The 17,185-nt window shown below is 63.3% G+C and carries 13 protein-coding genes; 8 read left to right on the top strand and 5 right to left on the bottom strand.

Annotated elements, in window-relative coordinates; genetic code table 11:
- Nucleotides 1–164 precede the first annotated feature (164 nt).
- Together J3P88_RS06120 and J3P88_RS06115 are read left to right on the top strand one after the other, a co-directional pair.
- Nucleotides 165–629, top strand: a complete 465-nt coding sequence (locus J3P88_RS06120; protein WP_434574430.1) for a multidrug transporter — start codon at nucleotides 165–167, stop codon at nucleotides 627–629.
- A gap of 33 nt (nucleotides 630–662) precedes the next feature.
- Nucleotides 663–1,487: an SDR family oxidoreductase gene (locus J3P88_RS06115; protein ID WP_434574429.1), complete on the top strand. Its 825-nt coding sequence runs from the start codon at nucleotides 663–665 to the stop codon at nucleotides 1,485–1,487.
- A 468-nt stretch (nucleotides 1,488–1,955) separates the two neighbouring features.
- Here the strand turns inward: J3P88_RS06115 and J3P88_RS06110 are convergent, their stop codons facing one another.
- Genes J3P88_RS06110 through J3P88_RS06095 form a run of 4 tightly spaced genes read right to left on the bottom strand, consistent with a single transcriptional unit; the run spans nucleotide 1,956 to nucleotide 6,813 of the window.
- The gene (locus J3P88_RS06110) at nucleotides 1,956–2,819 is read right to left on the bottom strand and encodes an efflux RND transporter periplasmic adaptor subunit (RefSeq protein WP_434574428.1); all 864 of its coding nucleotides are present in this window, start codon (nucleotides 2,817–2,819) and stop codon (nucleotides 1,956–1,958) included.
- A gap of 10 nt (nucleotides 2,820–2,829) precedes the next feature.
- The gene (locus J3P88_RS06105) at nucleotides 2,830–3,030 is read right to left on the bottom strand and encodes a DUF1656 domain-containing protein (RefSeq protein ID WP_003205331.1); all 201 of its coding nucleotides are present in this window, start codon (nucleotides 3,028–3,030) and stop codon (nucleotides 2,830–2,832) included.
- Entirely contained in the window at nucleotides 3,020–5,224 is a 2,205-nt protein-coding gene (locus J3P88_RS06100; protein ID WP_434576363.1) for an FUSC family protein, read from the bottom strand. Before J3P88_RS06100 ends, J3P88_RS06105 begins: the two co-directional genes overlap by 11 nt.
- 11 nt (nucleotides 5,225–5,235) lie before the next feature.
- A complete protein-coding gene (locus J3P88_RS06095; protein WP_434574427.1) occupies nucleotides 5,236–6,813 on the bottom strand; it encodes an efflux transporter outer membrane subunit in 1,578 nt (525 codons plus the stop codon).
- A gap of 351 nt (nucleotides 6,814–7,164) precedes the next feature.
- Between J3P88_RS06095 and J3P88_RS06090 the strand changes: the two genes are divergently transcribed.
- Complete coding sequence (locus J3P88_RS06090) at nucleotides 7,165–8,133, top strand: LysR family transcriptional regulator (protein WP_186705135.1); 969 nt, start codon at nucleotides 7,165–7,167, stop codon at nucleotides 8,131–8,133.
- A 28-nt stretch (nucleotides 8,134–8,161) separates the two neighbouring features.
- Here the strand turns inward: J3P88_RS06090 and J3P88_RS06085 are convergent, their stop codons facing one another.
- Nucleotides 8,162–8,419 (bottom strand): hypothetical protein, encoded by a 258-nt coding sequence (locus J3P88_RS06085; RefSeq protein WP_186705134.1) that lies wholly within the window; start codon nucleotides 8,417–8,419, stop codon nucleotides 8,162–8,164.
- 466 nt (nucleotides 8,420–8,885) lie between these two features.
- Here J3P88_RS06085 and J3P88_RS06080 point away from each other — a divergent pair, with 466 nt between their 5' ends.
- From J3P88_RS06080 to J3P88_RS06060, 5 genes are all read left to right on the top strand, one after another.
- Nucleotides 8,886–10,043, top strand: coding sequence for an efflux RND transporter periplasmic adaptor subunit (locus J3P88_RS06080; protein ID WP_434574426.1), 1,158 nt, complete (start codon nucleotides 8,886–8,888; stop codon nucleotides 10,041–10,043).
- Complete coding sequence (locus J3P88_RS06075; protein WP_434574425.1) at nucleotides 10,040–13,156, top strand: multidrug efflux RND transporter permease subunit; 3,117 nt, start codon at nucleotides 10,040–10,042, stop codon at nucleotides 13,154–13,156. The genes J3P88_RS06080 and J3P88_RS06075 overlap by 4 nt, the downstream gene beginning before the upstream one ends.
- Before the next feature lie 9 nt (nucleotides 13,157–13,165).
- Nucleotides 13,166–13,849, top strand: a complete 684-nt coding sequence (locus J3P88_RS06070; RefSeq protein WP_186705131.1) for a heavy metal response regulator transcription factor — start codon at nucleotides 13,166–13,168, stop codon at nucleotides 13,847–13,849.
- Nucleotides 13,836–15,203 carry a heavy metal sensor histidine kinase gene (locus tag J3P88_RS06065; protein ID WP_434574424.1) on the top strand — a complete coding sequence of 456 codons (1,368 nt, stop codon included), beginning with the start codon at nucleotides 13,836–13,838 and terminating at the stop codon, nucleotides 15,201–15,203. Before J3P88_RS06070 ends, J3P88_RS06065 begins: the two co-directional genes overlap by 14 nt.
- Before the next feature lie 230 nt (nucleotides 15,204–15,433).
- Nucleotides 15,434–16,927, top strand: a complete 1,494-nt coding sequence (locus tag J3P88_RS06060; protein WP_186705129.1) for a sensor domain-containing diguanylate cyclase — start codon at nucleotides 15,434–15,436, stop codon at nucleotides 16,925–16,927.
- Nucleotides 16,928–17,185: the final 258 nt, after the last annotated feature.

Below are 17,185 nucleotides of genomic sequence, written 5' to 3'. Positions count from 1 at the left end.
CGATCAGCCGTACAAGAAGCCCCCATCCAGCCCACTGCGTCCCCTATCCGCAGTGGGTTGGGTGGGGGCTTTTTTTTTGCAAGTAAGTCATGGCCGGGCATCATTGCTTCAACATTGCCCGCGCCCTTCGGTAGGATGTGCCTACGGTAACGGAGGCTTCCACCATGCTTATCGGCGTCTTGCTGGTCATCACCTGGCTCATCCTGCTGCTGCGCTACCCGGCCAAGGCCTTGCCGGTCTCCCTCGCGGCGTTCATCGGGCTGGGACTGGTCGCCGTGTGGGTGCTCTGGCAGGAAAGTCGCGAGACCCGGCAACTGGAGCGCCTGGAATTGCGCATCAGCTATGCCCCCGGACTGTGCCCCGCCGACCGGCCGCTGTCTCTGACCCTGAAGAACAACAACGACGTGCCGCTGCTCGAACTGCGCTGGCGGGTCGCGGCCTATGCACCTGGTGACACCATCAACCTGGCCGACAGTCCCTACGACGCACCACGCTACCGTGGCCCTGGCGAATTGCAGGCCGGCGCCGACTGGCAGGATTGCCTGCCCCTGCCGCCCCTGCGTCCAGGTTATCGCCCACAAACCCTGGAGTTTCGCGCCGAGCGCTTGCACGGCAGCTTCTCCAACTGATTGCCTCCCCACTTTTTGCACAAGGAACGCGCCATGCCTGTTGCGTTGATCACCGGATGTTCCAGCGGCATTGGCCGCGCCCTCGCCGACGCCTTCAAGGCCGCGGGTTATCAGGTCTGGGCCACGGCGCGCAAGGCTGAGGACGTGGCGACGCTCGCCACGGCCGGGTTCACCGCCGTGCAACTGGACGTCAACGATGGCCAGGCGCTGGAGCTGTTGAGCGAACGGATCAACCAGCAGCAGGGTGGCCTGGATGTGCTGGTCAACAATGCCGGCTACGGCGCCATGGGCCCACTGCTGGATGGCGGCGTGCCGGCCATGCAACGTCAGTTCGAAACCAACGTGTTCGCCATCGTCGGGGTCACCCGGGCGCTGTTTCCGGTATTGCGTCGGGCCCGGGGGCTGGTGGTGAACATTGGCAGCGTGTCCGGGGTGTTGGTCACGCCGTTTGCCGGCGCCTACTGCGCCTCGAAGGCGGCTGTGCATGCCCTGAGCGATGCCTTGCGCATGGAACTGGCGCCGTTCGGCATCCGCGTGATGGAGGTCCAGCCTGGCGCGATCGCCTCCAGCTTCGCCAAGAATGCCGGCCACGAAGCCGAACAATTGATCAGCGAACAATCGCCCTGGTGGCCCCTGCGCGAGGGCATCCGCGCCCGGGCCAAGGCCTCCCAGGACAACCCGACCCCGGCCCACGAATTCGCCGCCGCGCTGCTCAAGGCCGTACAACAACCCAAGCCGCCCCGCCTGCTGCGACTGGGCAATGGCAGCCGGGCGTTGCCCATGATGGCCGGTTTGTTGCCAAAAGGGTTGCTGGAGAAGGGGTTGATGAAGCGGTTTGGGTTGGGCAAATCGCTGTAATCATCGCAAACCTGGCTTTTTGGCTGTTGTGGCGAGGGAGCTTGCTCCCGCTCGGCTGCGCAGCAGTCGTAACCCGGCTGGCACGGTTAATCCGTCGCACCGCAATGCCTGTTTTGGGGTGGCTTCGCCACCCAGCGGGAGCAAGCTCCCTCGCCACGGGTGAACGAGAGTTCCGGGTGCAACCGGAAAAAGTGGGAGCGGGCTTGCTCGCGATGACGGCGGCACAGTCAACATCAGTTCAAGCTGGACCACCGCTATCGCGAGCAAGCTGAACTCCCACAGGGACCTGGGGTGAACACAACATTCAGGCCTAGCGAAGATCGAATGTGGGAGCGAGCCTGCTCGCGATGACGGCGCCATAGCCAACATCAGTTCAAGCTGGACCACCGCTATCGCGAGCAGGCTCGCTCCCACAGGTTTTTTTGGTGTGCAACAAACTCAACATCATCCACAAGCAAGCCACTGGCCTCAACGCTTGTCGCGGGGTTCTAGCACCACCGTGCAGGTCATCCCCGCCGCCAGCAGCACGCCGTCCGGTACCTCATCCAGATGGATACGCACCGGCACCCGCTGGGCCAGGCGTACCCAGTTGAAGGTCGGGTTGACATCGGCAATCAGCTCGCGGCTTTCGGGGTTGTCGCGGTCGTAGATACCACGGGAGATGCTTTCCACATGCCCCTTGAGCACCTCACCGCTCATCAACTGTAACTGCGCCGAATCGCCGACCCGCACCTTGGGCAACTTGGTCTCTTCGAAGAAGCCATAGACCCAGAACGAATGCATGTCCACCACGGCCATCTTCGCCTCGCCGATGCGCGCATAGTCGCCACGGTGGACGTTGAGGTTGGTGACGTAGCCGTCCACCGCTGCGCGAACCTCGGTACGGGACAGGTTCAATTCGGCGGCTTCCAATTGCGCCTGGGCCTGCTGGTAATCGGCCAGGGCCGAGTCGGCGATGTTGCTGGCGTCGTCGCGGTTTTCCCGGGAGATCACCAGGCTGTCCAGGTCGGCACGCCGATGGGCGTTGACCTTGCGCATTTCCCAGGTGGCCTTGCGCGACGCCACCAGGGAGCGCGCCTGCTTCACCGCGATGCGGTAATGCTCGGGGTCGATGCGCATCAGCAGATCACCCTTTTTCACCCACTGGTTGTCGCCCACCGGCACCTCGACCACCTCGCCGCTGACATCGGCGGCCACGTTGATGATGTCGGCTCGCACCCGGCCATCGCGGGTCCAGGGCGTATTCATGTAATGGACCCACAGCGTACGGCCGATCCACAACGCCAAGGCCAGTACCAACAGCGTCGCCAGCAGGCTGAAAAACTTTTTCATCGCATCGTTCTCAACGGTAGACCGTCAGCGCCAGTGCGCCGAACAGACAGGTAAACAGACTCAGGCGTAGCAACGCCGGGTGCCAGAAGAAGCGGTACAAATCCAGCCCCGACAGGAACCGGTCCAAGGCCCAGGCCAGGCCGGCGGCGATGAAAAACATCAGGGTCATGGTGGGCATGTACACGCCATGGAAGGCGATTTCACGGGGCATGTTCAGGTTCCTGGAGCAACGGCATGGCATGCGGTATGACATAGCCGGCCAAAGGCGATTGCGGGTCGAGCAACGAGGTGCGGATGAAATGCAGGTAGCTTTTCACCCGGCGCAGGGCCGAGGTGTCGAAATGCGGGGCGAAGGGTTCGTCGGTGGCCTGCACGCGGCCGATGGCATGATCCACCGCCACCAGGGCACGCTCCAGATTGCTCGGGCTCGGTTGGCGGAACAGCCGCACCAGCGCCCGCCCCATCACCCGGATCGCCTGGCGCCACGGTTGGCTTTCGGCATACGCCGGATGCACCGGTAAAATCGCCTGTTCCTTGCGCAGCTCGATGATCGCGTGGCCGACTTCCAGCACCACGAACATCCAGCGCAGCAAGTCCCGTTGCACCCGAGGCTGCCCCGCCGCCAGCCCGTAGGCCTGATGCAGCAAGTCGCGGGTACGGCTCTCGAAACCCGAGGCCAGGCCCTTGAGCTTGCCACTGATGGCAAACACCACCTGCTCGCGCAGGTCCTGTTCCAGCCGACGCCACAGCCAGCGGCTGTTGGGCGGCAGAATAATCGCCCCGGCCGCGGCGCACACCAGCATGCCGAGGATCATCGCGATGTAATCGTTGATGAAGGCGTAAGGGTTGTAGACCGTCAGGTTGTCCGGCACCGAGCCGGTGCAGAAAAAGATCAGTAGCCCCAGCCCGACCCCGGCGTATTGGGGACGCGAACTGAGGAACGAGCCCAGCATGATCACCGGTGCCAGCATCACGCAGAGCAATGGGAAACCATCGATCAACGGGAAGACGAAGAACATTTCGACGAAGCCGATCAACGCCCCGGCCAACGTGCCGCAGGCCATCTGGAAGGCCATGCGCTTGGGGTTCGGCGTCGCGGCCGACAAGCCCACGGTGGCGGCGGCGATCATCGTCATGGTTGCGCCGCTCGGCCAGGCGGTGGCGACCCAGTAGCTGCCCAGCAACAACAGGATGAAAGCAGCGCGAACCCCCGACGCCGTGGCGGCCAGCCAGTTGGTCTGCGGCACGAACGGCTCGTCCCAGCGTTCACGGTCATGGCGATGCTCGGCCAGGGACGCGTGGGTCTGAGCGTAGCCATGCAGGTCGTCGACGAAGCGATACAGCAGTTCATAGGCGGTGTGGAAATCCAGTAGTTGCCCGTCGCTCGGCGCGGTGTCCTGGAAAACCGTCCGCAGCCGCCGCACCTGGGCCGGCAAATCGGCCTTGTACTCGGCCAGCGTCGCCGACAGACGGGCCGCATCGGCGTCGGTCAGGGCCCGGCCACTGAAACCGTCCAACCGTTCGGCCAGGGTTTGCAAACCAGGCTTGATGGCATTGACGACATGACCCGCCGCGCTGCTGCGCAAGCGCTCAAGCAACTGGTGCAAGGCGTTGAAGCGAGTGGTGATACCCATGAACTCGCTGTTCAAGCGACTGAGCCGACCGTTGCGCCGGCGCATGTGCGGGTCTTCGAACACAGTCACACTGCGCAGGCTTTCCAGGCCCACGGCCTCGGCAATGAAGCTCACGTTGCGCGCCTCGAACGCCTCTCGCTGGCTGCGTCCACGCAGGCCGTCGGTGACAAACAGGGCAAACACCCCGAAGCGCTGGTACAAGGCATTGCGCATGGCGGCACTGGCGGTTTGCGGCAGGATCGCGGCACTGACCAGGGTGGCGCAAAGAATCCCCAGGGAAATTTCCAGCACCCGCCAGACCGCCGCCATGAATGCACCTTCTGGATGGGCCAGGGCCGGCAGGCCGATCATCGCCGCGGTATAACCGGCCAGCACGAAACCATAGGCGCGGAAGTTGCGGTAACGCGCCGCTCCCGCCGAACAAAGGCCGACCCAGATCGCCAGGCAAACGAGGAATGGCTCAGTGTTCTGGGCAAACAAGGCGATCAGCGCCACCATCACCGCCGAGCCGGCCAGGGTGCCGAGGAAACGATAGAAACTCTTGGCGAACACCTGCCCGCTCTGGGGTTGCATGACGATGAACACGGTGATCATGGCCGTGCGTGGTTGTGGCAATTCCAGGCGCATCGCCAGCCACAAGGTCAGGAACGCGGCCAACAGGACCTTGAAGATATAAACCCAGGTCACCCCGTCGCTGCGGGCCCAGTCGAAGAAACCACGGCGCCATTCGAGACGGTACAGCCAGCGGGCAGGGGCGAATAAAGACATCACAATAGAACGACTCAGCATTGTGGCGAGGGAGCTTGCTCCCGCTTGGGTGCGCAGCACCCACTTTGCGGCGCGATTGGAGGGGCTGCTGCGCAGCCCAGCGGGAGCAAGCTCCCTCGCCACAGGGTATGGCCCGAGTCAGGACTGTCGTTGCCGGCCTCAAGCCCGCCACCCAGCGCCGTCACCAAGTCGGCATGGGCACTCAACCGGGCCGCCTGCACCTGCTGTTGCACCTGTTGCTGTTTGAATAACAGGCTTTGAGCGTTGAGCACGTTGAGGTAGTCGGTGAGCCCGCGCTGGAACGCCACCCTTGCGATGTCGTAGGTGCGCTGGGCCGCAGCCACCGATTCAGCCGCGAAGACCTGTTGCTTGTCCAGGGACTGGCGGCGGATCAACTGATCGGAAATGCCCTTGAGGGCGTTCACCAGTGTCTGGTTGTAGTGCGCCACGGCGATGTCAAAACCGGCGGCCGCCTCGCCCAACTGCGAACGCAAGCGCCCGCCGTCGAAGATCGGCAAGGTGATCGCCGGCCCGACGTTGTAGGTGAGCTTCTTACCCGTCAAGAACTCCAGCGCCCCACCCCCGGTGGCCATGTAGCCGAGGCTCCCCACCAGATCGACGTTGGGATAAAAACCGGCCCGGGCCACATCGATGCCCCGGGCCTGGGCCGCCACTTGCCAACGCCCGGCCACCACATCCGGCCGCTGGCCAAGCAGTTCGGCGGGCAAGGCCGACGGCAGCTTCAAGGGCGCGCCGAGGGCCAGGGTCGGGCGTTGCAACGGCGCGCCTGCGCCCGGCCCCTTGCCTGCCAGCGCCGCCAACTGATTGCGGCTCAAGGCGATGGCTTCGTCGAGGGCGTCGAGTTGGCGATGGGTCTCGGGCAGGGGCGCCTGGGCCTGGCTGACTTCAAACTGGGTACCGATGCCGCCGTCCAGACGCTTTTGCGCCAGAGCGAGAATCTGCTGTTGTTGATGAAGCGTCGCGGCGACGATATCGCGCTGGGCATAGTGCAGTGAAAACTGGATGTAGGCGCGCACGATGTTGTTCTGCAACTCCAGTTGCGCCTGTCGTGCTTCAGCGACGCTTACGTGGGCCAGATCAACCGCCCGTTCACTGGCATTACGCTCACGACCCCACAGGTCCAGGGCATAGCTCAAGCCCAGGGAAGCCTTGTTGTCCCAGGTCGTGGTGTCGGCCAACTCGCCCGGGCCGTAGAACTGATCGGTAGGCCAGTCATGGCGCTTGAGGATCGCCTGGCCATTGATCTGCAGCGACTCGGCGGCCTCGGCAACACCGGCCACGGCCTTGGCCTGGCGCACCCGGGCGGCCGCCATGGCCAGGCTCGGGCTGCCCTGCACCGCCAGGTCGATCCAGCGATCCAATTGCCGATCACCGTAGGCTTGCCACCATTGGCCGGCGGGCCAGCGGGCATCGCGGGCGGCCTCGCGGATGCCGGCATCGGTTGCCAGTTGGTTGGCCCGCACTACCTGGCCGTGTGGCGCAATGCCGCCTGTGCCGATGCAACCGCTGATGGTTAATGTCAGAACCCAAACACTGAGAGTCTTCAGCTCTCTGCTGATGCAACGCGGCACTGGCGCAAAATTCCTGAGAGGGGCACAACGATGGGATGAGAGTGCTTGCCTGTGGACACAAGACCTGTGGGAGCAAGCTTTTGTGGGAGCCGAGCTTGCTCGCGATGGGGACGACACGGTTTAACCACAGGACCGCGTCATCGTTCATCGCGAGCAAGCTCGGCTCCCACAAAGTTCGCTTCCACAGGAGTCAGTGACCCAGGATTGGCGGCAATTCTAGGCATCGCCCTCCCCGGCGATAAGCCGACCTTTCTGCGAATCTTTGTTACCGTTAACGCGATAATCCATTAGTCGGGTCCCGCATCTCTGTAACTTCATGTCACAATTTGCCACCTCCCAAGAGAGCCCTCCATGGACACCTTGCAAAACATGCGCGCGTTCAGCTGTGTGGCCGAAGCCGGCAGTTTCACCGCCGCCGCCGCGCAATTGGATACCACCACAGCCAACGTCTCGCGTGCGGTTTCCAACCTGGAAGCCCACCTGCAAACCCGTCTGCTCAACCGCACCACCCGACGCATTGCGTTGACCGAGGCGGGTAAACGCTACTTGCTGCGTTGCGAGCAGATCCTGGCGTATGTCGAAGAAGCGGAAGCCGAGGCCAGCGACGCCCATGCGCGGCCGGCCGGGCAGTTGAAGGTTCACACCATGACCGGCATCGGCCAGCATTTCGTGATCGACGCCATCGCCCGCTACCGCAAGACTCATCCGGACGTGACCTTCGACCTGACCCTGGCCAACCGCGTGCCGGACATCCTCGACGAGGGCTACGACGTCTCCATCGTGCTCGCCAGCGAACTGCCGGATTCGGGCTTCGTTTCCCAACGCCTGGGAATCACCTACAGCATCGTCTGCGCGTCGCCCGCCTACGTGAAAGCCAGCGGCTGCCCGCAAAAACCCAGCGACCTGCTCAACCACGCCTGCCTGCGCCTGGTCAGCCCGGTCATCCCGCTGGAAAAATGGGTGTTCGACGGCCCGGAAGGCCAAGAGATGGTCACCATCAACAGCTCACCGTTCCTGGTGAATTCCGCCGATGCGATGAAAACCGCGATCACCAGTGGCATGGGCGTGGGGGTGCTGCCGGTGTACGCCGCCATCGAAGGCTTGCGCAACGGCACGCTGGTGCGGGTCATGCCCAACTACCGCTCCCAGGAACTGAACCTCTACGCCATCTACCCGTCGCGCCAATACCTGGACGCGAAGATCAAGACCTGGGTCGAATACCTGCGCGGCTCGTTGCCGGAAATCCTCGCGGCGCACCAGGCTGAACTGACGGCTTATGAATTGAGCGGCAGCCTGGCAGGCACACGGGTCGCGAACTGAAGTCGTGCCCCATGCTCGAAGGATGACTTCAGCGCTTGCCCATTGAACGGCGCGTGCCGGGAGGCGCGGCGCCCGGGGTCTTGGTGTGGCCATTCTTTGCGCCATTCTTGTACCACGGCTGCTGGCCGGCGCCCTTGGCCGCAGCCAGTTCACCGGGTTTGAATGGGAATTTGAAGGCGGGGATCGCCGCTTTCACGTCCTCGCTGCTGGAAACATCGCTGTCCGTCTGGCCAGACGGTTCGCCTTGCGAGCGTTCGTCCGCGGGCGATGGTATTGAGGAAGTCATTTGAATTATTCACTTGAGTAGGACAACAAACCCGTGGCGAGGGAGCTTGCTCCCGCTTGAGTGCGAAGCGCTCACAGGGATGGGGCCGCTTCGCAGCCCAGCGGGAGCAAGCTCCCTCGCCACAATTCAGTATGCCGGGCTCGGTAGGCAAGCCGCGAAAGACGGCAGTATACCTGCCCGATATCCCGGCGCGCAGGCCAGTTTCATCCAACATGAACCACCGCCATCGCGAGCTGGCTCGCTCCCACATTAATCTTCAGTGGGCACAAAACTGATATCCAACGCAGAGCCACTGTGGGAGCCGAGCTTGCTCGCGATGGGGCCAGCAAACCCAACATCCCTTCATCCGACAGCAATCCAGGACAAAACTGACACGCCTGTCAGTTAGCCGTCACCTTCCTGACCGGCTCGCAACGCTATATAAGAAAGCTCAAACTCCTGCGTCCCGAACCGGCCCTTCATATCCATGCGCACCCAGAAGAAAACTGTCCTGCTTGTCATGCTGTTGGTCGCCCTGGCGGCCCTCGTCCTCTGGTATGCGCTCAAGCCCGTGGCCGCCAAGCCCGGCGCCCCCGCCGCCGTTCCGGTACGGGCCGTCAGCGTGGTGCAAAAGGATGTGCCGCGCTTTGCCAGCGGCATCGGCACGGTCCTGTCGCTGCACAGCGTGGTGATCCGGCCGCAGATCGACGGCATCCTCACCCGGCTTCTGGTCAAGGAAGGGCAACTGGTCAAGAAGGGTGACCTGCTGGCGACCATCGACGACCGCTCGATCCGCGCCAGCCTCGACCAGGCCCGGGCCCAGCTCGGCGAGAGCCAGGCGCAGCTGGCGGTGGCCCAGGTCAACCTCAAGCGCTACAAGTTGCTGAGCGTCGATGACGGCGTCTCGAAGCAGACCTATGACCAGCAACAGGCCCTGGTCAACCAGCTCAAGGCGACCGCCCAGGGCAACCAGGCGGCCATCGACTCGGCACAGGTGCAACTGTCCTACACCCAGATCCGCTCCCCGGTGAGCGGGCGCGTCGGCATTCGCAACGTAGACGAAGGCAACTTCCTGCGCACCAGCGATGCCGAAGGCCTGTACACGGTGACCCAGATCGACCCGATCGCGGTGGAGTTCTCCCTGCCCCAACAAATGCTGCCGACCTTGCAACGGTTGATCGCCGCCCCTGAGCAAGCCTTGGTCAAGGCTTACATCGGTGCCGATGGCGCCACCGGGGAACTGCTCGGCGAGGGGCGCCTGAGCCTCATCGATAACCAGATCAACGCCAACACCGGAACCCTGCGGGCCAAGGCCGAATTCAACAACGCCGCGCAACGACTGTGGCCTGGGCAACTGGTGACGCTGAAAATCCAGACGGCCATCGACAAGGACGCCCTGGTGGTGCCGCCCACCGTGGTCCAGCGTGGCCTGGAGCAACACTTCGTGTACCGGATCAAGGGCGACAAGGTCGAGAGCGTGCCGGTGACGATGGTTTACCAGGACAGCGACCTGCACATCATCAAGGGAGTCAACGCCGGCGACCAACTGGTGAGCGACGGCCAGTCACGGCTCAAGCCGGGCAGCCACATCCAGGTGCTCAGTGATCCGCCCGCCCTGGCCAAGACTGTGGAGCCGCAACCATGAAGGGCCGCGGCTCGGTTTCGGCGTGGTGCATCGACCACCCCATCGCCACGGTACTGCTGACATTTGCCCTGGTATTGCTGGGGGTAATCGCCTTTCCTCGCCTGCCCGTCGCGCCGTTGCCGGAGGCGGAGTTCCCGACCATCCAGGTCAATGCCCAGTTGCCCGGGGCCAGCCCCGAAACCATGGCGTCGTCGCTGGCGACGCCGCTGGAAGTGCAATTCAGCGCCATTCCCGGCATCACCCAAATGACGTCCAGCAGTGCCCTGGGCTCGACCAACCTGATCCTGCAATTCAGCCTCGATAAAAGCATCGACACCGCCGCCCAGGAAGTGCAGGCCGCCATCAACACCGCCGCCGGCAAATTGCCCAACGACATGCCGAACCTGCCGACCTGGCGCAAGGTCAACCCCGCCGACAGCCCGGTGCTGATCCTCAGCATCAGCTCCAGCCTGATGCCCGGCACCGAACTGAGCGACTACGTCGAAACCCTGCTCGCCCGCCAGATCAGCCAGATCGACGGCGTCGGACAAATCTACATCACCGGCCAGCAACGCCCGGCGATCCGCGTCCAGGCCTCGGCCGACCGGCTCGCCGCCATCGGCCTGACCCTGGCGGACATTCGCCTGGCGCTGCAACAGGCCAGCCTCAACCTGGCCAAGGGCGCGCTGTACGGCGAGTCGAGCATTTCCACCCTGTCCACCAACGACCAATTGTTCCAGCCTGCCGAGTATGGCGAGCTGATCGTGTCCTACCGGGACGGGGCACCCGTACATCTCAAGGACATCGCCAAGGTGGTCAACGGCTCGGAGAACGCCTACGTCCAGGCCTGGTCCGACAACGAGCCGGGGGTCAACCTGGTGATCTTCCGGCAGCCGGGGGCGAACATCGTCGAGACCGTCGACCGCATCCAGGCGGCCCTGCCCACCTTGCAAGCGATGTTGCCCGCCGCGGTGCAGGTCAAAGTGTTGATCGACCGCACCCAGACCATCCGCGCCTCGTTGCATGAAGTGGAGATCACCTTGCTGATCGCGGTGCTGCTGGTGGTGGCGGTGATGGCATTGTTCCTGCGCCAGCTCTCGGCGACGTTGATCGTCTCGGCGGTGCTGGGGGTGTCGCTGATCGCCAGTTTCGCCCTGATGTACGTGATGGGGTTCAGCTTGAACAACCTGACCCTGGTGGCGATCGTCATCTCGGTGGGGTTCGTGGTGGACGATGCGATCGTGGTGGTGGAAAACATCCACCGGCACCTGGAGGCCGGCGATGGCATGCGCGAGGCGGCGATCAAGGGCGCCGGCGAAATTGGCTTCACCGTGGTTTCCATCAGTTTCTCGCTGATCGCCGCGTTCATTCCACTGCTGTTCATGGGCGGCGTGGTCGGGCGTCTGTTCAAGGAGTTTGCCCTGACCGCCACCTCGACCATCCTGATTTCGGTGGTGGTGTCCCTCACATTGGCGCCGACCCTGGCCGCGCTGTTCATGCGTGCCCCGGTGCACCACGCCCACGGCGCACCTGGGTTCGGCGAACGCCTGCTGGGCTGGTACGAGCGCGGCCTGCGTCGGGCCCTCGCCCATCAAAAACTGATGATCGGCGTGTTCGGCCTGACCCTCGCACTGGCAGTGGTCGGCTATGTGTTCATTCCCAAGGGCTTCTTCCCGGTACAGGACACCGGCCTGGTGCTGGGCACCAGCGAAGCCGCCGCCGATGTGTCGTTCCCGGACATGGTGGCCAAGCACAAGGCCCTGGCCGAGATCGTCGCCGCCGACCCGGCGGTGCAGACCTTCTCCCACTCCGTCGGTGTCTCGGGCAACAACCAGACCATCGCCAACGGCCGCTTCTGGATCGCCCTCAAGCCCCGGGGCGAGCGTGACGTGTCGGCCAGTGGCTTCATCGACCGGATCCGCCCGCAATTGTTGAAAATCCCTGGCGTGGTGCTGTACCTCAGGGCCGGGCAGGACATCAACCTCAGCTCCGGCCCCAGTCGCGCCCAGTACCAATACGTGCTCAAGAGCAACGACGGGCCGAGCCTCAACGCCTGGACGCAAAAACTCACCGACAAGCTGCGCGGCAACCCGGCGTTCCGCGACATCTCCAACGACCTGCAACTGGGCGGCAGCATCACCCACATCAACATCGACCGCAGCGCGGCGGCGCGTTTCGGCCTCACCGCCACCGATGTCGACCAAGCCCTGTACGACGCCTTCGGCCAGCGGCAGATCAATGAATTCCAGACCGAGACCAACCAGTACAACGTGATTCTGGAGCTCGACACCGCGCAGCGGGGCAAGGCCGAAAGCCTGGCATATTTCTACCTGCGTTCGCCCTTGAGCGGGGAAATGGTGCCGCTCTCGGCCCTGGCCCGCTTCGATGCGCCGAGCAACGGCCCGCTGTCCATTGCCCACGACGGCATGTTCCCGGCCGCCAACCTGTCGTTCAACCTGGCGCCCGGCGTGGCCCTGGGAGACGCGGTGCGCCTGCTCGACCAGGCAAAAAACGAAATCGGCATGCCCGCCGCCATCACCGGTAATTTCCAGGGCGCGGCCCAGGCTTTCCAAAGTTCGCTGGCGAGCCAGCCATGGCTGATCCTCGCCGCGCTGGTGGCCGTCTACATCATCCTCGGCGTGCTCTACGAGAGTTTCGTACACCCGTTGACGATCATTTCTACCCTGCCCTCGGCCGGCCTCGGCGCGCTGATCATGCTTTGGCTGCTGGGCCAGGACTTTTCGATCATGGCGCTGATCGGGTTGGTGCTGCTGATCGGGATCGTCAAGAAGAACGGCATCCTGATGATCGACTTCGCCCTCGACGCCCAACGCAACAGAGGGCTGGCGCCCCAGGAGGCGATTTTCCAGGCGTGCCTGACACGCTTCCGTCCGATCATGATGACCACCCTGGCCGCCCTGCTCGGTGCGCTGCCGCTGATGCTCGGCTACGGCGCCGGCGCGGAACTGCGCCAGCCCCTGGGCATCGCGGTGGTGGGCGGCCTGCTGGTGAGCCAGGCGCTGACGCTGTTCACCACACCGGTCATATACTTGTGGCTCGAGCGCCTGTTCCATCGGCCTGCCCATCAGCCAGGGTCGGCGCCGACGGCGGCGCTGGCAAGCACAGACCACTGAGGCGGAGCCATGCGCGTTCTGATCATTGAAGACGAAGAAAAAACCGCGGACTACCTGCACCGCGGCCTGACCGAACAGGGCTACACCGTGGACGTGGCGCCGGACGGCATCGAGGGGCTGCACCTCGCCCTGGAAACCGACTATGCGGTGATCGTGCTCGACGTGATGCTGCCGGGCCTGGACGGCTTCGGCGTGCTCCGGGCCTTGCGCGCCCGCAAGCAGACGCCGGTGATCATGCTCACCGCCCGGGAACGGGTCGAGGACCGCATCAAGGGGCTGCGCGACGGCGCCGACGACTACCTGGGCAAGCCCTTTTCGTTCCTGGAACTGGTGGCCCGCCTGCAAGCCCTGACCCGCCGCAGTGGCGGCCATGAACCGGTGCAGGTGAGCATCGCCGACCTGTGGATCGATCTGATCAGCCGCAAGGCCACACGCGCCGGCCAGCGCCTGGACCTGACCGCCAAGGAGTTCTCCCTGCTCAGTGTCCTGGCCCGCCGCCAGGGCGAAATCCTTTCGAAGACCGCCATTGCCGAAATGGTCTGGGACATCAACTTCGACAGTGACGCCAACGTGGTGGAAGTGGCGATCAAACGCTTGCGGGCCAAGCTCGACGGGCCATTCGAGCAGAAGTTGCTGCACACCATTCGCGGCATGGGTTATGTGCTGGAGAATCGCGGCAATGAAATTGCCTGACAGCATCGCCCTGCGCCTCAGCGGCCTGTTCACGCTGGTGGCGGCATTGGTGTTCCTGTTGATCGGTGGCGCTTTGTATCAACAAGTCGCCAAAGGCCTGGGCCTGTTGCCCGAAGCCGAGCTCGATGCCCGCTACAGTGTCCTGGAGTCTACTGTCGGTCGCTATGGCACGCCTGAACACTGGGTGAAGATCAACAACAAGCTGCGATTGCTCGGCGAGGAAGACAAGCGCATCCATTTCTGGATCGTCAGTGACGATCCGCGCTTTGAGTACGGCGATCCCGATGGGCAGATCCGCACCTTTGCCCAAGGTCCCCTGGGTAAACGCGACCTGACGTTGCCCCATCGACACTATCCGATAAAAGTCCTGGTGAGCCAGTTCCCGGCCAAGGACCAACGCCCGCCGCTGCGCTTCATGATTGGCATCGACACCGAGACCTTCTACCAGACCCAGCATCGCCTGTTGGTGGCGCTGGTAAGCCTGGCGATTGTCGGCGTGCTCCTGGCTTCGTTGCTGGGCTACTGGGTCGCACGCATCGGCCTAAAGCCGCTGATCAAGCTCTCCGATGAAGCCCAACGCCTGACCCCGCCCCGCCTGTCCGGGCGCTTGCAACTGTCGCCCTTGCCGCCGGAACTGAACCAGTTCGTCAGCTCCTTCAACGCCACTCTGGACCGGGTCGAACAGGCTTACTCACGGCTGGAGTCGTTCAACGCCGACGTCGCCCATGAACTGCGCTCGCCCTTGACCAACCTGATCGGCCAGACCCAGGTGGCGCTGACCCGTGGTCGCTCGGCCGAACATTACTTCGAAGTGCTGCAATCGAATCTCGAGGAGTTGGAGCGGCTGCGCTCGATCATCAACGACATGCTGTTCCTGGCCAGCGCCGACCAGGGTAGCAAGGCCACCAAGTTGACCAGCACCTCCCTGGCCAGCGAGGTGGCAACCACCCTCGATTACCTGGACTTCATTCTGGAAGATGCCCAAGTCCAGGTCCGGGTCAGCGGCGATGCCCAGGCCAACATCGAGATCGCCCACCTGCGCCGGGCGCTGATCAACCTGTTGAGCAACGCCGTCCAGCACACGGCGCCCGGTCAAGTGATCGATGTGCGCATCGAAGCCCTTGGCGAGCAGATCTGCCTCGCCGTCACCAACCCCGGCGACCCGATTGCCGGCGAACACCTGCCGCGCCTGTTCGAACGCTTCTATCGCGTCGATGCCTCGCGCAGCAACAGCGGCGCCAACCATGGGCTGGGGCTGGCCATCGTCAAGGCCATCGCACTGATGCATGGTGGCGATGTTTTTGTGCACAGCGACCAGGGCGCCAACACGTTCGGGATCCGCTTGCCTGCCTGACACCGCTTAAAGGTTCGATCTTTTCCATCTGAATGCTGGGCGAAAGCCAACTCGACCAAAATCAATAGATCGCAGCCTTCGGCAGCTCCTACCGAGTTATTGCGCAAACACTGATTGCCCGCTCTCATCGATCCAAGCACAATCAGCAAAAGGCCAGCATCTGGTGCATTTGCCGGTTTGCAATCCTTTGGGACGGATCCCAACCCTATGACAATGCAGACATCGGAACCATGAGCGCGCGCAGTGCGACACCCGGCAACACCCCGTCTTCGATACGTTCGGAACGGGTACTCGTACTGGCCAGCTCGCTGGTTGTCATTGCCATCCTGAGTATCGTGACGTTCCTGTTGATTCGCGAACACGCAACGGCTCAGCAGGCGGCCACACGCGCGGCGAACAATATCGTGCAACTGATCGATGCCGACGTGCTGCGCAACGTCGAACTCTACGACCTGTCGCTACAAGGCTTGATCGCCACGGCAAAACGCGACGACCTGAAAGACGTTTCGCCAACGATCCGCCACCTGGCCCTGTTCGACCGCGCCACCACCGTTCCCTATAAAGGCGACATCCTGCTGCTCGACAAGCGGGGCGATGTGATCGCCGACTCCGCCTCGGTCGAACCGCGCAAAGGCAACTACGCCGACCGGGAGTATTTCCAGTCCCATGTCCAAAACCCGACTCCGGACATGATGATCAGCCGCCCGTTCCGTTCCAGGAGTGCCACCAAGGATTGGCGCATCAGCTTCAGCTATCGACTGAGCGATGACCAGGGCGAGTTCATGGGCGTGGCCGAAGCCGCGATGCGCCTGAACTACTTCAGCCAGTTGTTCAAGAGCCTGAACATCGGCCATGGGACGGTCAACCTGGTCAGCCGCGATGGAATCCTGCTGGCCCAGGAACCGCCCCTGGCTGACGACATGATTGGCAAGGACTTCAGCAACCGACCGAACTTCGTGCGTATCCTGCGCGAGGGCAACGGCAGTTTTACCAGCATATCCAGTGTCGATCAGACACAGCGCCTATACACCTTTTCCCAGGTAGGCAACCTGCCACTGATCGTCGTGGTGGCGCTCTCCTCCCGAGAGGTCTTCGCGTCCTGGCAACGCACGGCATTGCTGGTCAGTGGCGCCACCGGTGCGCTGTGCATCGGTTTGCTCTGGCTCACCTGGCTGCTGCGCCGGGAATTGCGCCGCCGCCACAATGCCGAACGGGAACTGGCACAGCTGGCCGCCACGGACGCCCTCACAGGCCTTGCCAACCGGCGAACCCTGGACGAAACGTTGCAGCAGGAGTGGTTGCGTGCGCAACGTTCGGGTCAACCGTTGTCGGTGTTGATGATCGATGCCGATCACTTCAAGGCGTTCAACGATCGCCATGGTCATCAACAGGGTGACGAGGCCCTGCGGGCCTTGGCGCAGTTGATCGGCCAGCATGTGCGACGCCCCGCCGACCTGGCGGCGCGCTATGGCGGTGAAGAATTCTCGGTGATTCTGCCGGAGACCACCACTGCGGGCGCCTTTACCATGGCCCAGAACATTCGCGACGCGGTTGAACAATTACCGCCAGTGACCGAGGGGGGAGCGACCATGACGGTAAGTATCGGCATCGCTACTTGGCTGAATGGGCCATATGGTGAGCTTTCGCAACTTTTGTTCGCTGCGGATAAGGCGCTGTACCAGGCGAAGGCCAGTGGGCGAAATCGTGTGGTTTGTGCGATGTGATGTCCGGTGATGTTGGATACCCACAAGGGTTTTGGGAGCGGCACGGTCCTGTGGCGAGGGAGCTTGCTCCCGCTGGGTCGCGCAGCGGCCCCAAAAAAGCGATGAGCGCTGCGCACTCAAGCGGGAGCAAGCTCCCTCGCCACAAAAGCTTCCCAGCCATCACGCCACAGATTGATCAACGGTAAACACTGTGGGAGCGAGCTTGCTCGCGATGGCGGTGTGTAAGTTTGCGGTGATGTTGGATATACCGGCCCCTTC

Origin of the sequence: Pseudomonas sp. Z3-6 (assembly GCF_051131985.1) — a bacterium.
Lineage (GTDB): Bacteria > Pseudomonadota > Gammaproteobacteria > Pseudomonadales > Pseudomonadaceae > Aquipseudomonas > Aquipseudomonas zanjanensis.
The sequence above is the reverse complement of the archived record's forward strand: the minus strand, read 5'-3'. Positions and strand labels throughout refer to the sequence as shown.

Bases quoted from the DNA above. Each gene is read 5' to 3' on its own strand.
- J3P88_RS06065 (WP_434574424.1), top strand. From the start codon at position 13,836: ATGAAATTGCCTGACAGCATCGCCCTGCGCCTCAGCGGCCTGTTCACG.
- J3P88_RS06070 (WP_186705131.1), top strand. From the start codon at position 13,166: ATGCGCGTTCTGATCATTGAAGACGAAGAAAAAACCGCGGACTACCTG.
- J3P88_RS06090 (WP_186705135.1), top strand. From the start codon at position 7,165: ATGGACACCTTGCAAAACATGCGCGCGTTCAGCTGTGTGGCCGAAGCC.
- J3P88_RS06085 (WP_186705134.1), bottom strand. From the start codon at position 8,419: ATGACTTCCTCAATACCATCGCCCGCGGACGAACGCTCGCAAGGCGAA.
- J3P88_RS06080 (WP_434574426.1), top strand. From the start codon at position 8,886: ATGCGCACCCAGAAGAAAACTGTCCTGCTTGTCATGCTGTTGGTCGCC.
- J3P88_RS06115 (WP_434574429.1), top strand. From the start codon at position 663: ATGCCTGTTGCGTTGATCACCGGATGTTCCAGCGGCATTGGCCGCGCC.
- J3P88_RS06075 (WP_434574425.1), top strand. From the start codon at position 10,040: ATGAAGGGCCGCGGCTCGGTTTCGGCGTGGTGCATCGACCACCCCATC.
- J3P88_RS06060 (WP_186705129.1), top strand. From the start codon at position 15,434: ATGAGCGCGCGCAGTGCGACACCCGGCAACACCCCGTCTTCGATACGT.
- J3P88_RS06105 (WP_003205331.1), bottom strand. From the start codon at position 3,030: ATGCCCCGTGAAATCGCCTTCCATGGCGTGTACATGCCCACCATGACC.
- J3P88_RS06120 (WP_434574430.1), top strand. From the start codon at position 165: ATGCTTATCGGCGTCTTGCTGGTCATCACCTGGCTCATCCTGCTGCTG.
- J3P88_RS06110 (WP_434574428.1), bottom strand. From the start codon at position 2,819: ATGAAAAAGTTTTTCAGCCTGCTGGCGACGCTGTTGGTACTGGCCTTG.